This is a genomic window from Eubacterium sp. LMAG:50, from assembly GCF_008680265.1.
GTDB lineage: Bacteria > Bacillota > Clostridia > Lachnospirales > Lachnospiraceae > Eubacterium_U > Eubacterium_U album.
In genome coordinates, this window is sequence record NZ_NALP01000007.1 from 1412442 (window position 1) to 1436010 (window position 23569).

Annotated in this window: 19 protein-coding genes and 1 riboswitch; all 19 genes read left to right on the forward strand. The window is 32.4% G+C overall.

Features of this window, described 5'->3' with window-relative positions:
- Positions 1-5: 5 nt before the first annotated feature.
- The 19 genes from CCC31_RS11465 to CCC31_RS11555 all read left to right on the forward strand — a co-directional run bounded on the left by CCC31_RS11465 (position 6) and on the right by CCC31_RS11555 (position 23533).
- A complete protein-coding gene (locus CCC31_RS11465) occupies positions 6-932 on the forward strand; it encodes a sugar ABC transporter permease (protein ID WP_167553901.1) in 927 nt (308 codons plus the stop codon).
- Positions 932-1858 (forward strand): carbohydrate ABC transporter permease, encoded by a 927-nt coding sequence (locus CCC31_RS11470; protein ID WP_336305939.1) that lies wholly within the window; start codon positions 932-934, stop codon positions 1856-1858. Before CCC31_RS11465 ends, CCC31_RS11470 begins: the two co-directional genes overlap by 1 nt.
- 20 nt (positions 1859-1878) lie before the next feature.
- On the forward strand, positions 1879-3369 hold the full coding sequence (malQ, locus tag CCC31_RS11475) for a 4-alpha-glucanotransferase (protein WP_118565570.1): 1491 nt from the start codon (positions 1879-1881) through the stop codon (positions 3367-3369).
- Positions 3370-3490: 121 nt separating this feature from the next.
- On the forward strand, positions 3491-4519 hold the full coding sequence (locus CCC31_RS11480; RefSeq protein ID WP_118565569.1) for a LacI family DNA-binding transcriptional regulator: 1029 nt from the start codon (positions 3491-3493) through the stop codon (positions 4517-4519).
- 12 nt (positions 4520-4531) lie between these two features.
- Positions 4532-5146: a YesL family protein gene (locus CCC31_RS11485; RefSeq protein ID WP_118565568.1), complete on the forward strand. Its 615-nt coding sequence runs from the start codon at positions 4532-4534 to the stop codon at positions 5144-5146.
- Between the two features lie 355 nt (positions 5147-5501).
- Positions 5502-6800 (forward strand): phosphopyruvate hydratase, encoded by a 1299-nt coding sequence (eno, locus tag CCC31_RS11490; RefSeq protein ID WP_346432179.1) that lies wholly within the window; start codon positions 5502-5504, stop codon positions 6798-6800.
- Between the two features lie 416 nt (positions 6801-7216).
- Positions 7217-7576 carry a helix-turn-helix transcriptional regulator gene (locus CCC31_RS11495; RefSeq protein WP_022088459.1) on the forward strand — a complete coding sequence of 120 codons (360 nt, stop codon included), beginning with the start codon at positions 7217-7219 and terminating at the stop codon, positions 7574-7576.
- Positions 7577-7765: 189 nt separating this feature from the next.
- Complete coding sequence (locus tag CCC31_RS11500; RefSeq protein ID WP_118565565.1) at positions 7766-8506, forward strand: LytTR family transcriptional regulator DNA-binding domain-containing protein; 741 nt, start codon at positions 7766-7768, stop codon at positions 8504-8506.
- 144 nt (positions 8507-8650) lie between these two features.
- A riboswitch (glycine riboswitch) is annotated at positions 8651-8775 on the forward strand.
- Positions 8776-10215: a sodium:alanine symporter family protein gene (locus CCC31_RS11505; protein WP_290851685.1), complete on the forward strand. Its 1440-nt coding sequence runs from the start codon at positions 8776-8778 to the stop codon at positions 10213-10215.
- A 228-nt stretch (positions 10216-10443) separates the two neighbouring features.
- Entirely contained in the window at positions 10444-11142 is a 699-nt protein-coding gene (pyrH, locus tag CCC31_RS11510) for a UMP kinase (protein ID WP_118565564.1), read from the forward strand.
- Between the two features lie 24 nt (positions 11143-11166).
- Positions 11167-11721 carry a ribosome recycling factor gene (frr, locus tag CCC31_RS11515; protein ID WP_118565563.1) on the forward strand — a complete coding sequence of 185 codons (555 nt, stop codon included), beginning with the start codon at positions 11167-11169 and terminating at the stop codon, positions 11719-11721.
- Positions 11722-11841: 120 nt separating this feature from the next.
- Positions 11842-12576 (forward strand): isoprenyl transferase, encoded by a 735-nt coding sequence (locus CCC31_RS11520; RefSeq protein ID WP_022088464.1) that lies wholly within the window; start codon positions 11842-11844, stop codon positions 12574-12576.
- Positions 12577-12578: 2 nt separating this feature from the next.
- Complete coding sequence (locus CCC31_RS11525) at positions 12579-13406, forward strand: phosphatidate cytidylyltransferase (protein ID WP_290851688.1); 828 nt, start codon at positions 12579-12581, stop codon at positions 13404-13406.
- Positions 13407-13531: 125 nt separating this feature from the next.
- Positions 13532-14830, forward strand: coding sequence for an RIP metalloprotease RseP (gene rseP, locus CCC31_RS11530; protein WP_118565561.1), 1299 nt, complete (start codon positions 13532-13534; stop codon positions 14828-14830).
- 81 nt (positions 14831-14911) lie between these two features.
- Entirely contained in the window at positions 14912-15970 is a 1059-nt protein-coding gene (gene ispG, locus CCC31_RS11535; RefSeq protein WP_118565560.1) for a flavodoxin-dependent (E)-4-hydroxy-3-methylbut-2-enyl-diphosphate synthase, read from the forward strand.
- 3 nt (positions 15971-15973) lie between these two features.
- Positions 15974-20401 (forward strand): PolC-type DNA polymerase III, encoded by a 4428-nt coding sequence (locus CCC31_RS11540; protein WP_117909797.1) that lies wholly within the window; start codon positions 15974-15976, stop codon positions 20399-20401.
- Between the two features lie 282 nt (positions 20402-20683).
- Positions 20684-22714 carry a BglG family transcription antiterminator gene (locus tag CCC31_RS11545; RefSeq protein WP_118565558.1) on the forward strand — a complete coding sequence of 677 codons (2031 nt, stop codon included), beginning with the start codon at positions 20684-20686 and terminating at the stop codon, positions 22712-22714.
- 14 nt (positions 22715-22728) lie between these two features.
- Positions 22729-23196: a PTS sugar transporter subunit IIA gene (locus CCC31_RS11550; protein ID WP_290851694.1), complete on the forward strand. Its 468-nt coding sequence runs from the start codon at positions 22729-22731 to the stop codon at positions 23194-23196.
- Positions 23197-23248: 52 nt separating this feature from the next.
- Positions 23249-23533 (forward strand): PTS sugar transporter subunit IIB, encoded by a 285-nt coding sequence (locus CCC31_RS11555; protein ID WP_117909800.1) that lies wholly within the window; start codon positions 23249-23251, stop codon positions 23531-23533.
- Positions 23534-23569 lie beyond the last annotated feature (36 nt).

Below are 23569 nucleotides of genomic sequence, written 5' to 3' on the forward strand. Positions count from 1 at the left end.
TTGAAGTGAAAGGAAAAAAGAAAAAACATAATGGTGGAACATCTGTAAATTCTAAACTTCTTCGCAAACCTATTCAAAGATGCTTTCTTCTATTTTTAGCACCTACATTTTTAGCATTTTGCATTGGATTTATATATCCTTTCTTGAGAGGTATTTATTTATCATTTTGTGAATTTGTTACAATAGGTGATGCTTCTTTTGTAGGTTTTAGAAATTATATGGATGCATTTAATGATGCGTCATTTATACATGCATTTTGGTATACAGCTTTGTATGCAATAGTATCCCTATTTATAATAAATGTGTTAGCTTTCTTAATAGCATATTTATTAACATTGGGGATTAAGGGAGCAAACTTATTCAGAACAGCATTTTTTATGCCTAACCTTATAGGTGGTATTGTTCTTGGTTATATTTGGAGTATGATTTTTAATGGCGTTTTAGGAAAAATTAATACTTCAATTCTTATGGAAACAAGATATGGCTTTTGGGGATTAATTATTCTTATGTGCTGGCAACAGGTAGGATATATGATGATTATATATATTGCAGGTTTGCAGGCAGTTCCGGGAGAATTAATTGAAGCAGCAAAAATTGATGGAGCAACAAAATGGCAGACATTGACAAGAGTTACAATCCCAAATATTATGCCATCAATTACAATTTGTTTATTCTTAACAATAACAAATGGATTTAAACTTTTTGATCAGAACTTAGCTTTAACAAACGGACAGCCGTTTGAACAGTTAAAGGATGGTTCAGTTATAAAGACAACAGAAATGTTGGCGCTTAACATTTACAACACATTTTACGGACAGTCTCTTACAGGTAAGGGAGTTGCCCAGGCGAAAGCCGTTATATTCTTTATCTTAGTTGCAGGTATATCAATTATCCAGCTTAAGGCAACAAGATCTAAGGAGGTGCAGCAGTAATGAACAATGAGAAAACAGTGAATTCAACAATTAAAGATTCTACAGTGAAAGCTACACCGAAAAAGAAAAAAATGAAAGAGACAAGTGAAATTCCATTAAAACATGGAAAACTGTTGACTGCAATAATGACAATTGTAACTTTAGTTTATGTTAGTCCTATATTTATTGTGTTAATGAACTCTTTCAAAGCTAACACCTTTGTAAAAACAGACACATTTGCATGGCCTACTGGTGAGGCGTTAGTAGGTTGGGCAAACTATATCAAAGGTTTTACATTTGGAAATTATCCGTTTTTTAAATCGGTATTATATAGTTTTGTAATTACAGTTTTATCAACAGCGTTGATTTTGATTTGTACATCAATGGCAGCATGGTACATAGCAAGAGTTGACAGCATGGTTTGTAAGATAGTATATTACTTGTTTGTATTTTCAATGGTAGTACCATTCCAGATGGTAATGTTCACATTGTCAAATACAGCAGATTCATTGGGACTTAACACACCTTGGTCAATTCCAATTATATATTTGGGATTTGGAGCAGGAATGGCAGTATTTATGTTTACAGGATTTATAAAAGGTTTACCGCTTGAAATTGAAGAAGCAGCAGCAATTGATGGATGTGGACCAATAAGAACATTTTTTATTGTCATTATCCCAATGTTAAAGCCAACGCTTATATCAGTTGGAATTCTTGAAATAATGTGGATTTGGAATGATTACTTACTTCCATATTTAGTTCTTGACTTAGATAAATATAGAACAATTCCTATTCATATCCAGTACTTACAGGGAAGTTATGGTTCAGTTGATTTAGGAGCTATAATGGCACTTATTATATTAAGTATTATACCTGTTATTATATTCTATCTGACATGTCAGAAGCATATTATAAAAGGTGTGGCTGCAGGAGCAGTAAAAGGTTAAATGATATTTAAGGAGGAACTATGAGGGCTAGTGGAATTTTATTACCGATTTCCAGTTTGCCGGGAAAATATGGTATTGGAAGTTTTTCAAAAGAAGCATATAGGTTTGTAGATTTTTTGAAAAATGCCCATCAGAAATATTGGCAAATATTGCCTATAGGTCCAACCAGTTATGGAGATTCACCTTATCAGTCATTTTCTACTTATGCAGGAAATCCTTATTTTATCAGTTTAGAGGAATTGATTGAAGAAGGACTGTTAACTGAGGAAGAATGTGATAAGGTGGACTTTGGTAACAGAATAGACAAAGTTAACTATGAAAAATTGTATAACGGTAGATTTAAACTTTTAAAGAAGGCTTATAAAAAGAGCAATATAAGTGAAAAAGAAGATTTTGACAAATTTAAAAGCGAGAATTGTTATTGGTTAAATGATTATGCAATGTTTATGGCCATAAAAGACAGATTTAATGGTCAAAGCTTTGATAAATGGGCTGAAGATATAAAACTCAGATGGGAATATTCAATGGAATATTATCAGAATGAATTAAAGGATGAAATTGAATTTTATAAATTCATTCAATATGAGTTTTACAGGCAATGGTATAAATTAAAAAAGTATGCTAACGAAAATGGCATAAAGATTATTGGAGATATTCCAATATATGTGGCTTATGACAGTGCTGATGTATGGGCACATCCTGAATTATTTCAAATGGATGAAAATGGAAAACCGGTTGCAGTTGCAGGATGTCCTCCTGATGGATTTTCAGCAACAGGACAATTATGGGGAAATCCATTATACAGATGGGATTATCATAAGCAAACAAATTATGATTGGTGGATAAAGCGTATAGAAAGAAGTGTCAAACTATACGATGTTGTAAGGATTGATCATTTTAGAGGGTTTGATGAGTATTATTCAATTCCAGCTGAGGATGAAGATGCAACAAACGGACATTGGGAAAAGGGACCTGGGATTGACTTATTTAATGCAATTAAATATTGTCTTGGTGATGTAAATATAATAGCAGAAGATTTAGGATACATAACTGATACAGTAAGACAGTTGGTTAAAGACTCAGGTTTTCCAAATATGAAAGTTTTAGAATTTGCTTTTGATAGCAGAGATTCATCAGGACCTAAGGATTATTTACCGTATAATTATGATAAAAATTGTGTGGTTTATACAGGAACTCACGATAATGAAACCTTAAAAGGATGGCTAGACAGCATTGAATCAGAAGAGATAGAAATGATTCAGAAATACATAGGAAGAACGGTAGAGAACAAAACAAAACTTGTGGATGAAATAATAAGAATGGCACAGGCATCTACTGCTAATACATGTATTATTCCTATGCAGGATTATCTGCATTTAGATAACAAAGCAAGAATGAATACTCCGTCTACGTTAGGAAATAATTGGATGTGGCGCATGAAATCTACTCAGATTACTAAAAAGTTAACAAATGCAATTAAAGAATTAACAGTTCTTTATGGCAGAGATTAACATAGCATATAAAAGCTACGATGGATATATTCTTTTCGTAGCTTTTTGCATAAACAGAATGTTTGTGATAAAATACTAAACCGTGAAAAATTTAGTAAATGTAGAATGAAAGGGGAAAGACATGGCAAATTTAACTATTAAAGACATAGCAAAAATATGTGGAGTTGGAATTAGCACTGTCTCTCGAGCAATTAATGATGACCCAGGTATTAATCAGGAAACCAGGAAGAGAATTTTAAAAGTTATAAAAGAATGTAATTATGTTCCTAACAATAGTGCGAGAAATTTAAAAATGACAGACTCAAATACAATAGCATTACTTATAAAGGGAATTGATAACCAGTTCTTTCAGGGAATGTTAAAAATATTTGAAGAAGAATTGAAAAAATTAGAATATACATTTCTGTTACATGCAGTAGGTGAAGATCAGGATGATGTTAGTGTTGCAGTTCAGTTAGCAAAAGAAAAAAGATTAAAGGGACTTATTTTTCTTGGAGGTCAAATGGATTATTTGGATACAAGATTAGAGGAAATAGGTGTTCCATATGTATTATGCACTGTAGCAGTAAATATGATGGCACCAAAGAGAAACTGCTCGTCAGTATCTATAGACGATGAGAAAGAAAGTTATAGGGCGGTTGATTATTTGTGCAAAAAAGGGCACAAAAAAATAGCAATGATTTCAGGAAAAAATAATGACCAGGCTGTAGGTGGACTTAGATTAAGAGGCTATATGAGAGCATTAAAAGATAATGGCATAGACATAAATGATAACTTAATCAGATACATGAAAGATGATATTCCTGAATATACAGTAGCAAATGGATATGAAGTAACAAAAGAATTGTTAAAGTCAAAAGAAGAATTTACTGCATTATATGCAATATCAGATTTAACAGCTTTTGGAGCATACAAGGCAATATCTGAAGAGGGTAAATCAATACCTGATGATTACTCTGTTTTAGGGTTTGATGGAATTGAAATGTCAAAGTATTTTCAACCGTCATTATCAACAATGAAACAGCCTTGTGAACAAATGGTAAAATCATCAATAGATTTATTAATGGAACAGATAAATGGAAATAACGAAAAGAAACAATTAATCTTTGAAGCAGAATTGCTTGAGAGAGATTCTGTAAAAGAAATTTAAGGAGAACTATAGGTGTTTGGAATTGATGGCAAATTTTATGAAATAGTTTCAGCAATAGCTGATTTGGTAATTTTGAATTTATTGTTTGTACTTTGTTCGTTGCCAATATTTACTATTGGAGCATCGACGACGGCACTTTTTGGTGTTACTAAGAAGATGGCAGATAATAGAGAAGGATACATAGTAAGAACTTATTTTAAGTTATTTAAAGAAAATTTTAAACAGTCAACTGCAATGTGGCTGATTTTATTGATGTTGTCAATAATTCCTACACTTGATTTATACATAGTGAATAGTTTAAAGGAAGGGATAGTAGTTACAGCATTGAAAGGACTGTTTCTTGGATTTGCGCTTGCAATACTGTTTGTGTTTCTTTACGCAATGGCATTGCAAAGTACTTTTGAAAATACAATTAAAATTACTTTGAAAAATGCATTGCTTATGGGTATCGGGCATTTTCCATGGACTTTATTGATACTTTGTATAACGTTACTTCCGGTTATTTTAATTATATTTTTAGGTAAAGATGCCGTAAGTATTATTTATATTATGCTATTTGCCGGATTTGCTTTGTTGGCGTATTTAAACTCATATATTTTAAATTTTATTTTCAAAAAATATATGTAAACAAATATTTAATACTTAAGTCGAGGATGATTATAAATGTTCGACTAAAAAATGTAAAGTTAATGTTTGGGTGTTAACATTATATATGATAAAGAAAAAAATCTGTCACTGATAGAAATATCATCAGGGGCGGATTTTTTTTGCAATTATTTGGGAGAGAAGAATAGAAAGCAAAAATAAATTCTTGTTAAAGTCAAAAATTACTTGAAATTATCATTGAGTTAGTATAGTATGATTATAGTTAGAAATAACTAACTTCAACAAATAAATCATTTGGACTCTTTTAGAAATACTAACCGAAAGGATAGCTACCTTTCGGTATAGAGTCCTAGTCAACAGAAAGGAGATGCGGATAGTGAATTATTTGCAGATTGAAAAAATAATTGGAAGAGAAATATTGGATTCAAGAGGAAATCCAACAGTAGAAGCAGAAGTATATTTAGCAGATGGTACAATTGGAAGAGGAACGGCACCAAGTGGAGCATCAACAGGTGAGTTTGAAGCATTAGAACTTAGAGATGGTGATAAAAATAGATATTTAGGAAAAGGTGTACAGAAAGCCGTAGAAAATATTAATACAATTATAAATGATACAATTACAGGAATGGATGCATCAAATATTTATGCTGTAGATAAGGCTATGATTGATGCAGACGGTACAAAAGGAAAAACAAAATTAGGGGCAAATGCTATTCTTGCAGTATCGATTGCAACAGCAAGGGCAGCTTCAATTGCCTTAGATATTCCTCTTTATAGATTCTTAGGCGGAATTTCAGGAAACAGATTACCTGTACCTATGATGAATATTGTAAATGGTGGATGCCATGCTTTATCATCGGGATTAGATGTACAGGAATTTATGATTATGCCTGTTGGAGCACCATCATTTAAGGAATGTTTAAGATGGTGTTCTGAAGTTTTCCACGCTTTAGCAGGAATTTTAAAAGAAAAAGGATTAGCAACATCAGTTGGTGATGAAGGCGGATTTGCACCTGCACTTAAATCTGATGAAGAAGCTATTGAAACTATCCTTGAAGCTGTAAAGAAAGCAGGATATGAACCTGGTAAAGATTTCAAGATTGCAATGGATGCGGCATCATCAGAATGGAAGAGCGAAAAAGGAAAAGGATATTATAAACTTCCAAAGGCAGGAACAGAATACACTGCAGAAGAACTTATTGAACATTGGGCTAAGTTATGTGAAAAATATCCTATCATTTCAATTGAAGACGGTCTTGATGAAGAAGACTGGGAAGGTTGGAAGAAGCTTACAGACAGACTTGGTGACAAAGTTCAGTTAGTAGGTGATGACTTATTTGTTACTAATACTGAAAGACTTGCAAAAGGTATTGAGATGGGAGCTGGTAATGCAATCCTTATCAAATTAAATCAGATTGGTTCGGTTTCAGAAACATTAGAAGCAATTAAGATGGCTCATAAAGCAGGCTACACAGCTATTTCATCACATCGTTCAGGTGAAACAGCAGACACTACAATTGCTGACCTTGCAGTTGCACTTAATACATGTCAGATTAAGACAGGTGCTCCTAGCAGAAGTGAACGTGTTGCTAAATATAATCAGCTTTTAAGAATCGAAGAAGAACTTGGAACAAGTGCTGTATATCCTGGAAACAGAGCATTTAACGTAAAATAATTAAAAATTAAACATATCGTATGATGTCAGAGGTAAAAGGTCTAAGCCTGTATGAGCATTAAAGTCAGGGCTTTTACCTTAGGCATAATTGTATAGCTTTATTGTATTAAAAATATATGAATATTTTATACAATGAATAATAGGAATCCTTTTTAGGCATGGAAGATGCCTGAAAGGGATTTTTTAATATAGAAAATTTCATAGAAATCCTATTATGTAAAAAAATTTGATTAAAAAGTGGCAAAATAAATGTTCTTATCAAATTACACAACAAAATAGGAATATAAAGTTAGGTCTTTGATTTGTAACCAAACAAAAGTGCATAGTACCAAACAAAATATACACTAGTGAAAATTGTCATAAAAAAGTAAAATTGGAAATAAATGTAAAATCCTAATTACAAATAGGAGGTATGAGTGACGAATATACAGACTGAAAGTAAGAAAAGATTGCGAATTGTAAGAGAATGGTTACAAATGTCACAGGCACAGTTGGCAAAAGAATTACATATGAATACGGAAGCTTATAGAAGAATAGAGGTTGGAAAGGTAAACATTCCGATTGAAATACTATATGAATTAGAAAATAAATTTGATATTTCAGCAAGTTTTATTATATGTGGAAATGTACAAAGTGATATGGATAAATGTTTGGATGTAGATGTATTACTTAGAAATGAATTGGAAGGTTTTGAACAGAGAATAAAGAAATATCAGGCTGAAGAAGGTTTTGAACAGAGAATAAAAAAATATAAGAATAAAATATGTGATAATTAAAATAAGGATAGTACGAAAAAGTTAATATATTTAGCAAAATATTTTAAATGTGTTTATGTGGAGAAGGTTTTGCTTAGTTATAAATTATAGGGAATAATTTATAAAATACGAAAGAAGAAATATATATAACACAATGTCATTATTCGTAGAATGAATATGATGTTGTGTTTTTATGTATAGGAGAAATGAATGAAAAAGATTTTAATTTGGGTAAGTGATGAAAGCCTGAAAAAAGTAAGTATGGTGGTAAATGAAGTAAATAGTGATATTTGTATATTATCAGTTAAAACGCAAAAAGAGGCAAATTCAGTTATAATTAATAATGATGTTGATTTGTTTATTATTGAAATAAATTCAAATAACGATAGTTTTGAATTTGCGAAAGATGTAAGAAAACAGAGGGCGTATAGATTTATTCCGGTTGTTATTATGGCTGATAATGAGAAACTTATTTTTCAAGCATATGAAATTGTCAGATGCTATGCTTTTATGAAAAAACCATATGACATGGAAGGACTAAAAGAAATATTGAAGAAACTAAATAATTATAAATTTGTAAAAAGAAAGAGTGACAAAGTTAAATTTAAGCACAATGGTGTTATTTATTTTTTTAATAAATCCGAAATAAAATATATAGAAAACAGCAACAGACAGGTTAAGATATATAGTAATGATACGGTTACAAACATAGGGTATAAAACATGTGACAGTATTATAGAGCGATTAGGTTGTAAAGATTTTGTACGGTGTAGCAGAAATGGTATAGTAAATGCAGCTCATATAGTAAATATTAGTGATGAAGGAATAATTGAAATCAAGGAATTTGATAAAAAGATAGAAATTGGAAGTAGTATTAAAAAGCAATTTATACAGGATATCAATGAATTAAATATTTTATTTAACTTAGATATATATAAAGTTATCAGGTAAGTTAAATTACATATAAAATAATAAAGATGGGTCGGGAAAATCATAGAAAAAACGAAATGACATAAAAAGTTATAAAAAAAGTGCTTGATTTTATCGCTTTACCTTACTAAAATAAATATGATAGTGTCACAAAAGATAAGATTAAGGGTGACAACTGGAGAGTTCTGATAGCTGAGGTAAACAGTTATACAGACGCCGAAGGTGTAAGGTGATATTTAAACTTTTAGAAGCATCACTAATCTCTCAGGCAAAAGGACAGGAGGAATATTATGAGCAATTTTACGGATTTTTTAGTTAAGGTAGATGATTTAGTTTGGGGAATCCCACTTATTGTGTTGATTCTTGCAGCAGGCATCTACCTTACTTTTCGGTTAAGACTATTACAGATAGTGCATTTGCCTAAGGCACTTAAGTATATGTTTAAGAACGAAGAAGAAGGACACGGGGAAGTTAGTAGTTTTGGAGCACTATGTACAGCATTATCAGCAACAATTGGTACAGGTAACATTGTAGGTGTAGCAACAGCTATTGGATGTACAGCACTTGGTACTGCAGTAGGTGGACCGGGGGCGTTATTTTGGATGTGGGTAGCTGCTTTCTTTGGAATGGCAACAAAATATTCAGAAGGATTTTTAGCAGTACGCTATAGAACGATTGATGAAGAAGGTCATGTACTTGGTGGACCATTCTATTACATAGAAAATGGTATGGGACATAAATGGAAATGGCTTGCGAAAATATTTGCATTCTTTGGAGCATGTGTAGGTTTATTTGGTATCGGAACATTTACACAGGTTAACGGAATTGCATCAGCGGTCCAGTCATTCTTTGACCCTAATAAAGAAAATACAATTAGTATTCTAGGAAATGATTATTCAATTGCTATTGTAATCACAGCTTTTATTTTAGCTATCTGTGTAGGATTGGTTGTAATTGGTGGTATTAAGAGAATTGCTAATGTATCACAGGTAATTGTACCATTTATGGCTGTTTTATATATTGTTGCAGTATTAGTTTTAATTGTAACTAATATTACAAAATTACCTGGAGCAATAGCGATAATAGTTGAATATGCATTTGGCGTAAAGGCAGTAGCAGGTGGTGTATTTGCATCTATAGCAATTTCAATGCAAAAAGGTATAGCAAGAGGTATTTTCTCAAATGAAGCAGGTCTTGGTTCAGCACCTATAGCAGCAGCTGCAGCAAAGACAAAAGATCCTGTTCGTCAGGGACTTGTAACAATGACAGGTACTTTCATAGATACAATTATTGTTTGTACATTAACAGGTCTTTCAATTGTAATGATGGGTGCATACAAAGTTGTTGGACTTGAAGGTGTTCAGGTTACGACATATGCTTTCCAGAAAGGATTAAGTTTTCTCCCAGCAGAAGTTTCAGCATTCATATTAATGGTATGTTTAGTATTCTTTGCATTCACAACTATTCTTGGATGGGATTACTATGGTGAAAGATGTTTGGAATATTTATCAAATAAAAGTAAAACTGCTGTAAAGGTTTATAGATGGTTATACATTTTAGCAGTATTTATCGGACCATATATGACTGTTAAGGCAGTATGGACAATTGCAGATATATTTAATGGACTTATGGCCATTCCAAATATTATTGCATTGTTTGTATTAAGTGGTATAGTTGCAAAAGAAACAAAAGATTATTTTGATGAAAAAAAGAAACAGAATAATAAATAGAAATATTGGATAAATATTTTAGAAATTATAAAATAATAAAATGAAAAATAAAAGGCAGTCTGAATTTTGATGATTCAGTCTGCCTTTTAGGCGTTTTACAACAAAGGTATAATTGAATTTTTTTACTAACTATGGTATTCTAGTTACAGATTTTGTATTAGTGCGCCCATTTTGTGGAATGATACAGATAAACATACGAAATAATAATAAAAAAAAGAGGAATAAACAATGAAGAGAGTGTTACTTAAACTTAGCGGTGAAGCTTTAGCCGGCAATAAGAAAACCGGATTTGATGAGGCAACTTGTGTTGCAGTTGCTAAGCAGGTTAAGCAACTTGTAGATAAGAATATAGAAGTTGGAATAGTTATAGGTGGAGGGAATTTCTGGAGAGGTCGTACAAGCGAAAAGATTGACAGACCTAAGGCAGATGGAATCGGTATGCTTGCCACAATTATGAACTGTATGTATGTGTCAGAAATATTCAGAACAGAAGGAATGGACACAGATGTATTTACACCATTTACATGCGGAACATGGACTAAATTATTTTCAAAGGATGAAGCTGTTAATGGATTAAAGGCAGGTAAGGTTTGTTTCTTCGCCGGAGGAACAGGTCATCCATATTTTTCAACAGATATGACAATGGTTTTAAGAGCCATTGAAATTGAAGCAGATTGTATTTTAGGAGCTAAAGCAATTGACGGTGTGTATGATAGTGATCCTGCTGTTAACCCGGATGCTAAGAAATATGATGAATTACCAATAAGTAAGATTGTAGATGACAGACTTGGAGTAATTGATCTTGCAGCAAGTGTTTTGGCAATGGAAAATAAAATGCCAATGCTTTTATTCGGATTGAATGAAGAAAATAGCATTATTAAGGCAGCAACAGGCGAGAAAATAGGAACAAAAATTACAGTAGAATAATTTATAGAATGAAGGAGTTTTAACATGGAAGAATTAATTATGACATATGAAGATAAGATGGAAAAGTCATTAGACAATTTATATGGTGAATACACATCTATTAGAGCTGGACGTGCTAATCCACATATTTTAGATAAGATTACAGTTGATTATTACGGTTCACCAACACCACTTCAGCAGGTTGGCAATATATCAGTGCCTGAAGCAAGAATGATTGTAATTCAGCCTTGGGAAGCATCTATTTTGAAAGATATTGAAAAAGCACTTTTAATGTCTGATTTAGGATTAACACCAACTAATGATGGAAAGATGATTAGACTTGTTTTCCCTGAATTAACAGAAGAAAGAAGAAAAGAACTTGTAAAGGATGTTAAGAAAAAAGGTGAAAATGCAAAAGTTGCAGTTAGAAATATTAGAAGAGATGCAATGGATGCAATTAAGAAAAAAGGAAAAGAAGATGGAATTTCAGAAGATGAAATTAAGGAATATCAGGATGATGTTCAGAAATCTACAGATAAATATGTTGCAAAGATTGATGCAGCAGTAGAAGAAAAATCAAAGGAAATATTAACAGTATAATAGAAATGTTAATAAATCCTCAGCAAAAACAATTTCGTATTAATAAGTGGCTTTTGCAAAGAATAAAAATTGATTCTGTGCAAAAGCCATTTTAGAATGTATACAGAAACCGGAGGAAGTATGGCAGAGAGTATAGATTTAACAGGAATGAATATACCTAATCATATTGCCATTATTATGGATGGCAATGGAAGATGGGCAAAAAAGAGATTTTTACCTAGAAATGCAGGACATGTGGCAGGAGCAAAGACAGTAGAAAAAATAATAGAAGACGCATATGATTTAGGCGTTAAGTATTTGACTGTATATGCATTTTCAACAGAAAACTGGAACAGACCTGATGATGAAGTTGCAGCTTTAATGAAACTTCTCAAAAATTATTTAAAAGACTGTATTAAAAGAGCAAACAGCAACAATATGAGAGTAAGAGTTATAGGTGAAAGAAGCAGATTAGAACCTGAGATTGTTGAAAAAATAGAAGAATTAGAAGAGTGTTCAAAAAATAATACAGGTATTACATTTATCATTGCACTTAATTATGGAGCAAGAGATGAAATTGTAAGAGGAATCAGAAAAATATCTAGAGAATGTGCTGAAGGCAAAATTGCTCCGGAAGATATTACAGAAGATATGTTTAACGGTTTTTTAGATACTCACGATATTCCTGACCCTGATTTATTAATCAGAACAAGTGGAGAGTTAAGATTGTCAAATTATCTTTTATGGCAGCTTGCATATACAGAATTTTATTTTACAGATGTTTTATGGCCTGATTTTAATAAAGAGGAATTAAAAAAAGCTATAGCAAAGTATAATGAAAGAGACAGAAGATTTGGAAAAGTTGAGGAGAACTAAAGATGGTAATCAGTAAATTTATGAATAAATCTTTTTATGAAAGACTTTTTAGCGGAATAATTTTGGTAATAATTGCACTTATAACCATTATTTTAGGAAATGATATTTTACTTGTTACAGTTGGAATTGTTTCCTTAATTGGTTTATATGAAATGAACAGAGTGTTTGGTATTGAAAAATATGCTACCGGAATATTATCATATATTGCAGTAATTATTTATTATACAATGCTTCGTTTTGATATGATGACATATGTTCCATTTTTAATAGTTGCATTACTTATTGCATGCATGGCTATTTATGTTTTTGAATTTCCAAAATGCAAGACTGAACAGGTAATGGCAGCAATTTTTGGAACAATATATGTAGCAGTTATGTTATCTTTTGTTTATTTGGTAAGAATGGGTAATAATGGTGCATATAATGTATGGTTGATATTCTTATGCTCATGGGGAAGTGATACATGTGCGTATGTATTTGGTGTAGCATTTGGAAAGCATAAAATGGCACCGGTGTTAAGCCCAAAGAAATCTATAGAAGGTGCTGTAGGTGGAATACTTGGAGCAGCTGTATTAGGATTTATATATGCAACAGTATTTCAGAATAATATAGAAATGAGATATTTAGACCCTAGAATAGCATATCCAATCGTATGTGCAGCAGGAAGTCTTATTGCAATGACAGGAGATTTAGCTGCATCAGCAATAAAGAGAAATCATGATATTAAGGATTATGGTACACTTATACCGGGACATGGTGGCATAATGGATAGGTTTGACAGCGTAATATTTGTTGCACCTATAGTATGGCTCTTAATAAATTTCTTCTAAAATTTTAATATGAAAAAACTTAAATGTTAACAATTACAACATATACATTAGATAAAATATCATTTATGATAATTTTATGGTGCAGGTAAAATAAAAATAATTGTAGAATAGGTGGGAATGACAGTATGTCAAATATTATCAGTATTATAATAGCATTAATAATTTTCAGCGTATTAGTATTAATACATGAATTTGGACATTTCATTGTAGCAAAGAAAAATGGAATAGTAGTAAATGAATTCTCCATTGGAATGGGACCAAGAATTTGTAGTTTTGAAAAAGGTGGAACAAAGTATTCAATTAAATGTCTTCCATTTGGTGGCTCATGTGCCATGTTAGGAGAAGATGAAGATACAGTTGTAGAAGGTTCATTTAATTCAAAGTCGGTGTGGGCAAGAATGGCAGTAGTTTTTGCAGGACCTTTCTTTAACTTTATTCTTGCATTTGTTTTATCAGTCATTGTTATAGCAGCAATTGGAACAGATAAATCTTATGTAACGGCAGTGGATAAGTCATCACCTGCTTATGAAGCAGGGCTTAGAAAAGGAGATATAATTACTAAATATAATGGTACAGGAGTAAGTATCGGTAGAGAATTGTATTTAGAAGATTTTGTTAATCCTTTAGGTTCGGATAATGTAAAACTTACATTCATAAGAGATGGAAAAAAACAGAGAATTTCTTATAAGCCGGAAGAAGTAAAGAAATATATGGTTGGTATGTCATATAATGCCGGTGATACAGAGGCGACTATAGGAAATGTAACAGCCGGCAGTGCAATGGATGAAGCAGGAGCTCAGCCGGGAGATGTAGTGGTTGCTGTTGATGGAACAGAAATTAAATCAGGTGATGAGTTACAAAAATATATTGAAGAAAATCCATTTGGTGATAATACAGTTACGATAACGGTTAATAGAAATGGAAAGACTAAGGAACTTAAGATGACACCTCAGTATCAGACGGTTTATTCAAAAGGTTTTGAGTACAATCTTGCAAGAAAGAGAATGTCATTTGGAAGAACTTTAAAATATAGTTTTGTAGAAGTAAAATACCAGATTAATACAGTATTAAAGAGTTTAAAGATGCTCGTTACCGGAAAGGTTTCAGCAAATGAAGTATCAGGACCGGTGGGAATTGTAAGTGCAATTGGTGATACTTATAAAGCAAGTAAATCAGAAGGTGCATACATGGCACTTTTAAGTCTCATCAATATGGCTATAATGTTGAGTGCAAACTTAGGTGTGATGAATCTTTTACCTTTGCCGGCATTAGATGGTGGAAGACTTGTATTTTGCATTATTGAAGTTATTAAGGGAAAACCTGTATCAAGAGATAAGGAAGGAATGGTACATTTCATTGGATTTGCATTATTGATGGTATTAATGCTATTCTTAATCTTTAACGATGTTAGAAAACTATTGTAAGTAACTGCAAGTAATGTGAATGAAATTTTTTATAAATTTGTAAAATGCATCTGATTTGCAATAAAAATTAGGAGTCTGAATATGTATAGAGATTGTACAAAAGTGATAAAAATAGGTGATAAGGTAATTGGAGGAGGAAATCCAATCCTTATTCAGTCAATGACGAATACTAAAACAGAAGATGTAGAGGCAACTGTAAAGCAGATTAAAGAGTTAACTGTTGCAGGATGCGATATTATAAGATGTGCAGTTCCAACAATGGAAGCTGCTAAGGCTTTGAAGGAAATAAAAAAACAAATATCCATTCCATTAGTTGCAGATATTCATTTTGATTATAGACTTGCAATAGCAGCAATGGAAAATGGTGCAGATAAGATAAGAATTAATCCGGGAAACATCGGCAGCTTAGATAGAGTTAAAGCTGTAGTAGATGTGGCTAAGGAAAGAAATATCCCTATCCGTGTCGGTGTTAACAGCGGCTCATTAGAAAAACATATATTAGAAAAATATGGAAGAGTGACAGCAGAAGGAATTGTGGAGAGTGCACTTGATAAAGTTAAAATAATAGAAGATTTAGGCTATGATAATCTTGTTATAAGCATTAAATCATCAGATGTTTTAATGTGTGTAAAAGCTCATGAACTGATTGCTGATAAAACTAAATATCCACTACATGTTGGTATAACTGAATCAGGAACAGTTACATCAGGAAACATTAAGTCTGCAATTGGATTAGGACTTATTTTGAGTCAGGGAATAGGAGATACTATAAGAGTTTCTCTTACAGGAGATCCTGTTGAAGAGATAAGAAGTGCTAATTTAATTTTAAAGACTTTAGGATTAAAGCAGGGAGGAATTTCTGTAGTTTCATGCCCTACTTGTGGAAGAACACAGATTGACTTAATAGGACTTGCAACAAAAGTAGAAAAATTAGTGGAAAAATACCAGAATCTTGATATTAAAGTAGCTGTTATGGGATGTGTTGTAAACGGACCGGGAGAAGCTAAAGAAGCAGATTTGGGAATAGCAGGCGGAAATGGTGTCGGTATCCTTATGAAAAAAGGTGAAATAATTAAAAAGGTTCCTGAAGAAGAATTACTTAAAGCATTAGAATACGAATTGAAAAATTGGAGTGAGTAATATATGGAAAGAAAAACTTTTTTTGAAGTATTTCCAGATGTAAAACTTAATAGTGAATTAACAGAAATATTTGAACAGGTTGAAGTTACAAGAATTACTGCTAACAGAGACAGAACAAAATTGCGTATTTATATAGAAAGCAGCAGGCTTATTAATAAGCCTGCTATTTTATCTGTAGAAAATGAATTATGCAGACAATTAAAGATGGGAAAGAAAATATCCGTTCAGATAATGGAGCATTACAGTTTATCACAACAATATACTCCAAAAAATTTATTTGACATATATAAGGATAGTATTTATACAGAACTTTCCCAAAAAAGTGCGCTGATAGCGACAATGTATAAAAAGGCACAATTTCAGTTCCTGTCCGATTCAGCTTTAGAGATGGAACTTGAAACGCATCTTATGACAGAGGAACGTATGAATGTCATAAAAAATACAATTGAGAATATTTACAATATTCGTTTTAATATTCCGCTAAAAGTTGTAATTAAGAAAGTTGAAGCACAAAAGGACAAATTTAAAGAACAGAAAGAAAAGAAACTTAGAAATGAAGTTGAAATCTTAATGAGCAGAAATAAGAGCAATAAGCCTGAAAAACAGGAAGAAAAGGCACAGGAAACACCTGAAAGACCTAAGATTGTAAAATCAACCCGCTCGGATAACCCTGATGTCGTATATGGTAGAGATTTCGAATTTGATGAAGAAACTAAAATTGCAGAATTATTTGATGACTCAGGTGAAGTAGTTATTAAGGGACAGATATTTAATATGGATGAAAGAGAAACAAGAAAAGGAAAGATTATTGTTTCTTTATCTGTAACTGATTTTACAGACAGTGTAATGGTTAAATTGTTCTTAGATAATACAGAGGTTTTGGCAGATTTTAAAAGTCGTGTAGGTAAAGGCAAATTTGTAAGAATTAAAGGTAGAGCAGCTTATGATCCATATGATAAGGAAGTAAATGTTGGACACATCTTTGGAATGAAGCTTATATCAAATTTTGTTGAAATAAGACATGACACAGCAGTTGATAAGAGAATTGAATTACACTGCCATACAAAAATGAGCGATATGGACGGTGTAAGTGATGTAAGAAAAATTGTCAGAAGGGCTTATGACTGGGGTCACAAAGCAATTGCAATTACTGACCACGGTGTTGTTCAGGGCTTCCCTGATGCATGGCATGAATATTGCGATATCAAGAGTATGTGTAAAAAGCAGGGAAAAGAATTTGACTTTAAAGTAATATATGGTGTTGAAGCATATCTTGTAGATGATTTGAAGGATATGATAACAAATCCAAGAGGACAAAGCCTTAAAGACAGATATGTAGTATTTGATATCGAAACAACCGGTTTTATTCCATCTCTTGATAAAATAATTGAAATAGGCGCAGTAAAAGTTGAAAATGGTCAGATTGTGGACAGGTTTAGTACTTTTGTAAATCCTAAAGTACCGATTCCTTTTAGAATAGAAAAACTTACAGGTATAAATGATAATATGGTAATCCATGCTCCTGAAATTGAAGAAGTACTTCCAAAGTTCTTAGAATTTTGCGAAGGCGCAATTATGGTTGCACACAATGCAGATTTTGACATGAGCTTTATTTCGGCAAATGCAAAACGGCAGGGATTACCATGTGATTTTACAGTTGTGGATACATTGTTAATGGCAAGATTCCTTATAATAGGACTAGGTCGATATAAACTTGATAATGTTGCAAAGGCATTAGGTGTTTCCTTGGAAAATCATCATAGAGCTGTTGATGATGCTGAATGTACGGCTCACATTTTCTTAAAAATGTGTGATTTGCTTGAAGAAAAAGATATTCATGATTTAGACAAGGCTAACGAAGCCGGAAAAATGTCTGAAAATGCAATGAAGAAGGCAAAAGCGCATCATGCAATCATATTAGTGCAAAATAATATAGGAAGAGTAAATTTGTATAGGCTTATATCTATTTCTCATATAGATACATTTGCAAATGGTAAACCAAGAATTCATAAAAGTGACTATTTGAAATATAAAGAAGGATTGATTATTGGTAGTGCCTGTGAAGCAGGAGAATTATATCAGGCAATATTACATGAACATAGTCAGCAGGAAATTATGCGAATAGCTGATTTCTATGATTATTTTGAAGTGCAGCCTCTTGGAAATAACCAGTTTATGGTTAAGACAGGTGACCCTGAAAAGGATGATAAGAGACTTCTCAATTCAAATGAAGATTTAATTAATATAAATAAAAAGATAATTGAACTTGGAAAGAAACTCGGAAAACTTACGGTTGCTACATGTGACGTACATTTCCTTGATCCTGAAGATGAAATGTACAGAAGAATTATTCAGTATGGTAACGGATTTAAAGATGCAGATGAACAGCCACCGCTTTATTTAAGAACAACTGATGAAATGCTTAATGAATTTAGTTATCTTGATAGTGATTTAGCGGAAGAAATTGTTATAACAAATCCGGCAAAGATTAGTGATATGATTGAGGATATTTCACCAATCCATCCGGATAAATGTCCACCGGTGCTTGATAATTCAGAAGAGGAACTTAGAAATTCGTGTCATGCAAGAGCGAAAGAAATATATGGTGACCCTGTGCCAAAAGTAGTTCACGACAGACTTGAAAAAGAATTGGATTCTATTATTGGTAACGGCTATGCGGTTATGTATATAATGGCAAGACGTTTGGTTTTAAAATCAAATGAAGACGGATATCTGGTAGGTTCAAGAGGTTCCGTAGGTTCATCATTTGCGGCAACTATGTCAGGAATTACGGAAGTAAATCCGCTTAAACCACATTATTACTGTCTTAACTGTCAGTATTCGGAATTTGATTCTGAAGAAATACGTTCATTAAATGGTGGTGTAGGCTGGGATTTGCCGGATAAAAAATGTCCAAGATGTGGAGCACCTCTTCATAAGGATGGAATTGATACGCCATTTGAAACTTTCCTTGGATTTAATGGTGATAAGGAGCCTGATATCGACTTAAACTTTTCAGGTGAATATCAGGCAAATGCACATGCATATACTGAGGTTATGTTTGGAAAGGGACATACCTTTAGAGCAGGTACTATTACAGGTGTGGCTGATAAAACAGCGTTTGGTTATGTAAAGAATTATTTTGAAGAGCATGATATACATAAGCGTTATGTTGAAATCGACAGAATAGCAAGAGGATGTACCGGTATAAGAAAGAGTACAGGACAGCATCCGGGTGGTATTGTTATTGTCCCAAGAGATAAGGAAATATATGAATTTACACCAATCCAAAAACCTGCAAATGATATGACGACAGATACGCTTACAACTCATTTTGAATATCATGCCATAGATGCTAACCTTCTTAAGCTTGATATTCTCGGACACGATGATCCGACAATGATTAGAAGACTTGAAAAGTTAACAGGAACGAATGCTGTAGAGATTCCGTTTGATGATCCGAAGCTTATGTCTTTATTTGAAAGCCCGGAAGCATTAGGAGTAACATCTGAACAGATAAGAGGATGTCCTATCGGGACGCTGGGTCTTCCTGAAATGGGAACAGATTTTGTTATTCAAATGTATGTTGATGCAAAGCCAAAAACAATAGCCGATTTGATTAGGTGTTCGGGATTGTCACATGGTACGGACGTATGGGTTGGAAATGCTCAGGAGTTAATTGCACAGGGCAAATGTACTATTTCAACAGCAATTTGTACTCGAGATGATATTATGACTTATCTTATTGACAAAGGAATTGACCCGGGTATTAGCTTTAAGATAATGGAAGCTGTAAGAAAAGGTAAGGGACTTACTCCTGAAAATGAGCAGATTATGATTGATAATGGTGTGCCTGATTGGTATATATGGTCATGTAAAAAGATTAAATACATGTTCCCGAAAGCCCATGCAGCAGCTTACGTTATGATGGCTCTTCGAGTTGCATATTATAAAGTTTATTACCCACAGGCATATTATGCAGCTTATTTTGCCATAAGAGCAAAGGCATTTAACTATGAACTAATGTGTCAGGGTAAGGAACGTTGCGAGTATTATCTGGACAATCTTATGCGTAAGAAAGAGAATAATGAAACAAGTAAAAAAGATGAAGATACAATTGGGGATTTAAAAGTAGTACAGGAAATGTATGCAAGAGGATATGAATTTGAACCAATTGACCTTTACAGAGCAAAAGCAAAAGAGTTTCAGGTTATTGATGGAAAGGTAATGCCGTCATTTAGTGCAATAGAAGGAATGGGAGATAAAGCTGCAGAAATGCTTGAAGCGGCAGCAAAAGATGGAAAATTCCTTTCAAAAGATGATTTGAGAGAAAGGGCAAAAGTAAGTAAGACAGTTGTGGAAACAATGTCAGACCTAGGTTTGCTTGATGGAATGCCTGAAGGAAATCAGTTATCTATATTTGATTTATAAAATATTAAGCATGTAGTTATACAAAAATATTTTTGTATAGCTGCATGTTTTTTTTTGTGTAAAAATCAATATTTACAGGTTGATAAATAATGAAATAATATGAAAAAAATAGAAACGTTTCAACACCGATAAATAAAAGAATTTGGTAGAAAAATACAAAAAAATGTTGGATAATAATAATAAATAGTACAATTTGATGAAAAAAATCTGTGCAAAGTTGGACTTCAAAATAAAAATAAACAAATTATAATTAAATTAAGTCGAAGGGGAAAAGGTGAGAATATGAACCGAAGAGGCAATAAAATATTAAACGAATTAATTTGGAATGAAAAACTGAACATATCAGAATTTAAAGAAAAATATAATGTTCAGGAACGCTCCATACGACTGGATATTAAGGGAATAAATGATGACTTGCAAAAAGCAGGATTGCCGGTTATTTCCGAAAATTCTGAGGGAGAATTAGAGCTAGAAAATAAGAGACAAATCAATATAAAAGAATTTGAAAAATTTATTACAAATTATGATTTTTATTCATATACAATGACTAAAAATGAAAGACACACTGTTTTGGCATTGATACTTCTTAATGGAAGAGAATACATAACTGTTGATAAATTAAAAAAAGAAATTGGTGTAAGTAGAAATACAATTTTAAGTGATTTACAGGAATTGAAAATATGGTTTGAAGACAGGGATATGAATTTAAAAGCCAAAGCTCATGTGGGTTATACAATTGAAGCATCAGAATCACAGATTCGTGAGAATATTTTGAAGTTATTGGAAATTAACAGTGAAGAATATTATCAAAACGGATATATGCTTAATATTTATTGGAATCTACTTTTGAAACAAGTTGATTATGCACAGAGTTTTGATTATTTGAAAAGTATTCTTTTAGAGGAAGAGGAAGATACAGGAGTTATATTAGAAGATTACTCATTTTATGAAGCTATTGTTGAATTGGTAATAATGGTAAACAGAATGAGTCGGGAGAAATATCTTACTTCTTTTGAAGAGAGTGGAAGAGAAGAAATTGAAATTAGTTCAAAGTATCCATTTAGTAAATCGGTGCTCAATAAAATAGGAGTAAAATATGACATCAGAATAACAGAAGAAGAAATACTTATGTTTACTAAGTGCCTGAGAAGAAAGAGATATCTTAAGGGTGAAAGAAACAGTGCAAATTCTTTGGATATAAAGGTAATGATTGCAGAAGCAATTCATTCGATATCAGGAAAATTAGGAATAGATTTTTATCTTGATTTTGGATTGTATGATTTGATGGTTGCTCATATGAAATCGGCTGTCTACAGAGTTATGAATGGAGAAGTTTTAGTAAATCCGTTCAAAGAAGCAATTATAAACGATTATCCTGAAATACTGAAGATTGTACATAAGGAATTAGAAAAACTGGAAGGATTTATAGGAAAGAAATTTTCGGAAGATGAGGTATTATTTCTTGTTTTGTATTTTGCATCAGTAATTGAAAAAGAAAAAGTTGAAAACAATAAAAATAAAAAAATTCCGGTAGCACTTGTTTGTGCAACAGGAAGAGGAACAGTTCAATTTATGTTGGCAAAGTTAAAAATACTTGATGATATTATAGAAATTGTCAGTGTATCGTCACATCATAATATGAAGGAAATAGAACAATCGGGAGCTAAGATGATTATTTCAACAATTCCTTTACCGGATGCAGTTTTACCGAGTGTAGTCATAAGAAGTCCAATGCTAGATGACAAGGATATACTGAATATTCAACAAAAAGTATTTGAACTTAAGGGACAGAATAAAGAAGAAATGGAATTGCCTAATATAAAAGATATAAATGAGAATACCGGCAAGGACATACAAGGAGCATTTTATCAATTACTTTCAACAGATAGAATTGTTCTTGATTATCCGGCTAAAGATTGGGAAGAGGCAATAAAATGTGCAGGACAGTTACTCCGTGATTCAGGAACTGTAACAGGTCAGTATATTGATGAAATGGTTAACAATGTAAAAAAACATGGAGCATATATTGTAGTATGCAAGGGAATGGCACTTCCACATGCTGATAGTAGTAAGGGAGTTATAAAAGAGGCAGCCTCATTTGTAAGACTAAAAAAAGGAATAGAATTCGGAAGTGAATTTAACGATCCGGTAAGATATGTAATAGGAATGAGTATTAAGGATGCTGAAAGCATTAATCAGGCAATATATGACATGATGATGATTTTTGGAGACGAAAATAATATCAGGAAGTTTGATGAACTTCCTAATGAACAATCAGTTTTAGATATGATAAAGAGTTTTGAAAAAAAGTAAAAGGAGAGAGAAAGATGAAAAAGATAACAAGCAATAAAGAAAAACATTATTTAGCAGTTACTTTATCAGGTGAAAATGACAAAGAAGTTTTAACACAGATGGCTTCAGCATTACAGGAGGAAGGATATGTAAAGGATAGTTTTCCTGAGGCAATCCTAAAAAGAGAAGAAGTTTATCCTACAGGTCTTCCGGTTGGAGAAATAAGTGTGGCAATTCCACATACAGATCCTGAATATGTAAATGATGCAGCAATTTGTCTTGGAATTTTAGACAAACCCGTAACATTTAATGTAATGGGAATGGAGGGAGAAACAACTGATGTTTCAATATTGTTTATGCTTTCAATTAAACATAAAGAAGATCAAATGGATATGCTCCAGAAATTAATAACCGTATGCCAGAATCAAGATACATTAAAAGAGATTATGGCACAGGACATGGACAAAATTAATGAAGTTATGACCACTCTTGTAGAGGGGTAGGAACTTAATAAATTGCCAAAAGGCAAATAATTATATGAAAGGAGAAACAGATATGAAAAGAATAGTTATCGCATGTGGATCAGGAGTAGCAACATCAACAGTTGCAAACCAGAAGGTATCTCAGTATCTTAATGAGCACGGATATGCAGGAAAATACCAGATTGAACAGTGTCAGGTATCTGAACTTGCAGAAAAAGCAAAAAATGCTGACTTTGCCATTGCTACAACAGTAGTTGGTGGAAACATTCCTTGTCCTGTAATACCTGGACTTCCATTATTGACAGGTATCGGAGTTGACAAATTGTTCAGTGATGTAGAAGAACAGATGAAAAAGTAGAAAAAGTAACACGTAAGAAAATATTTGAAATTATTT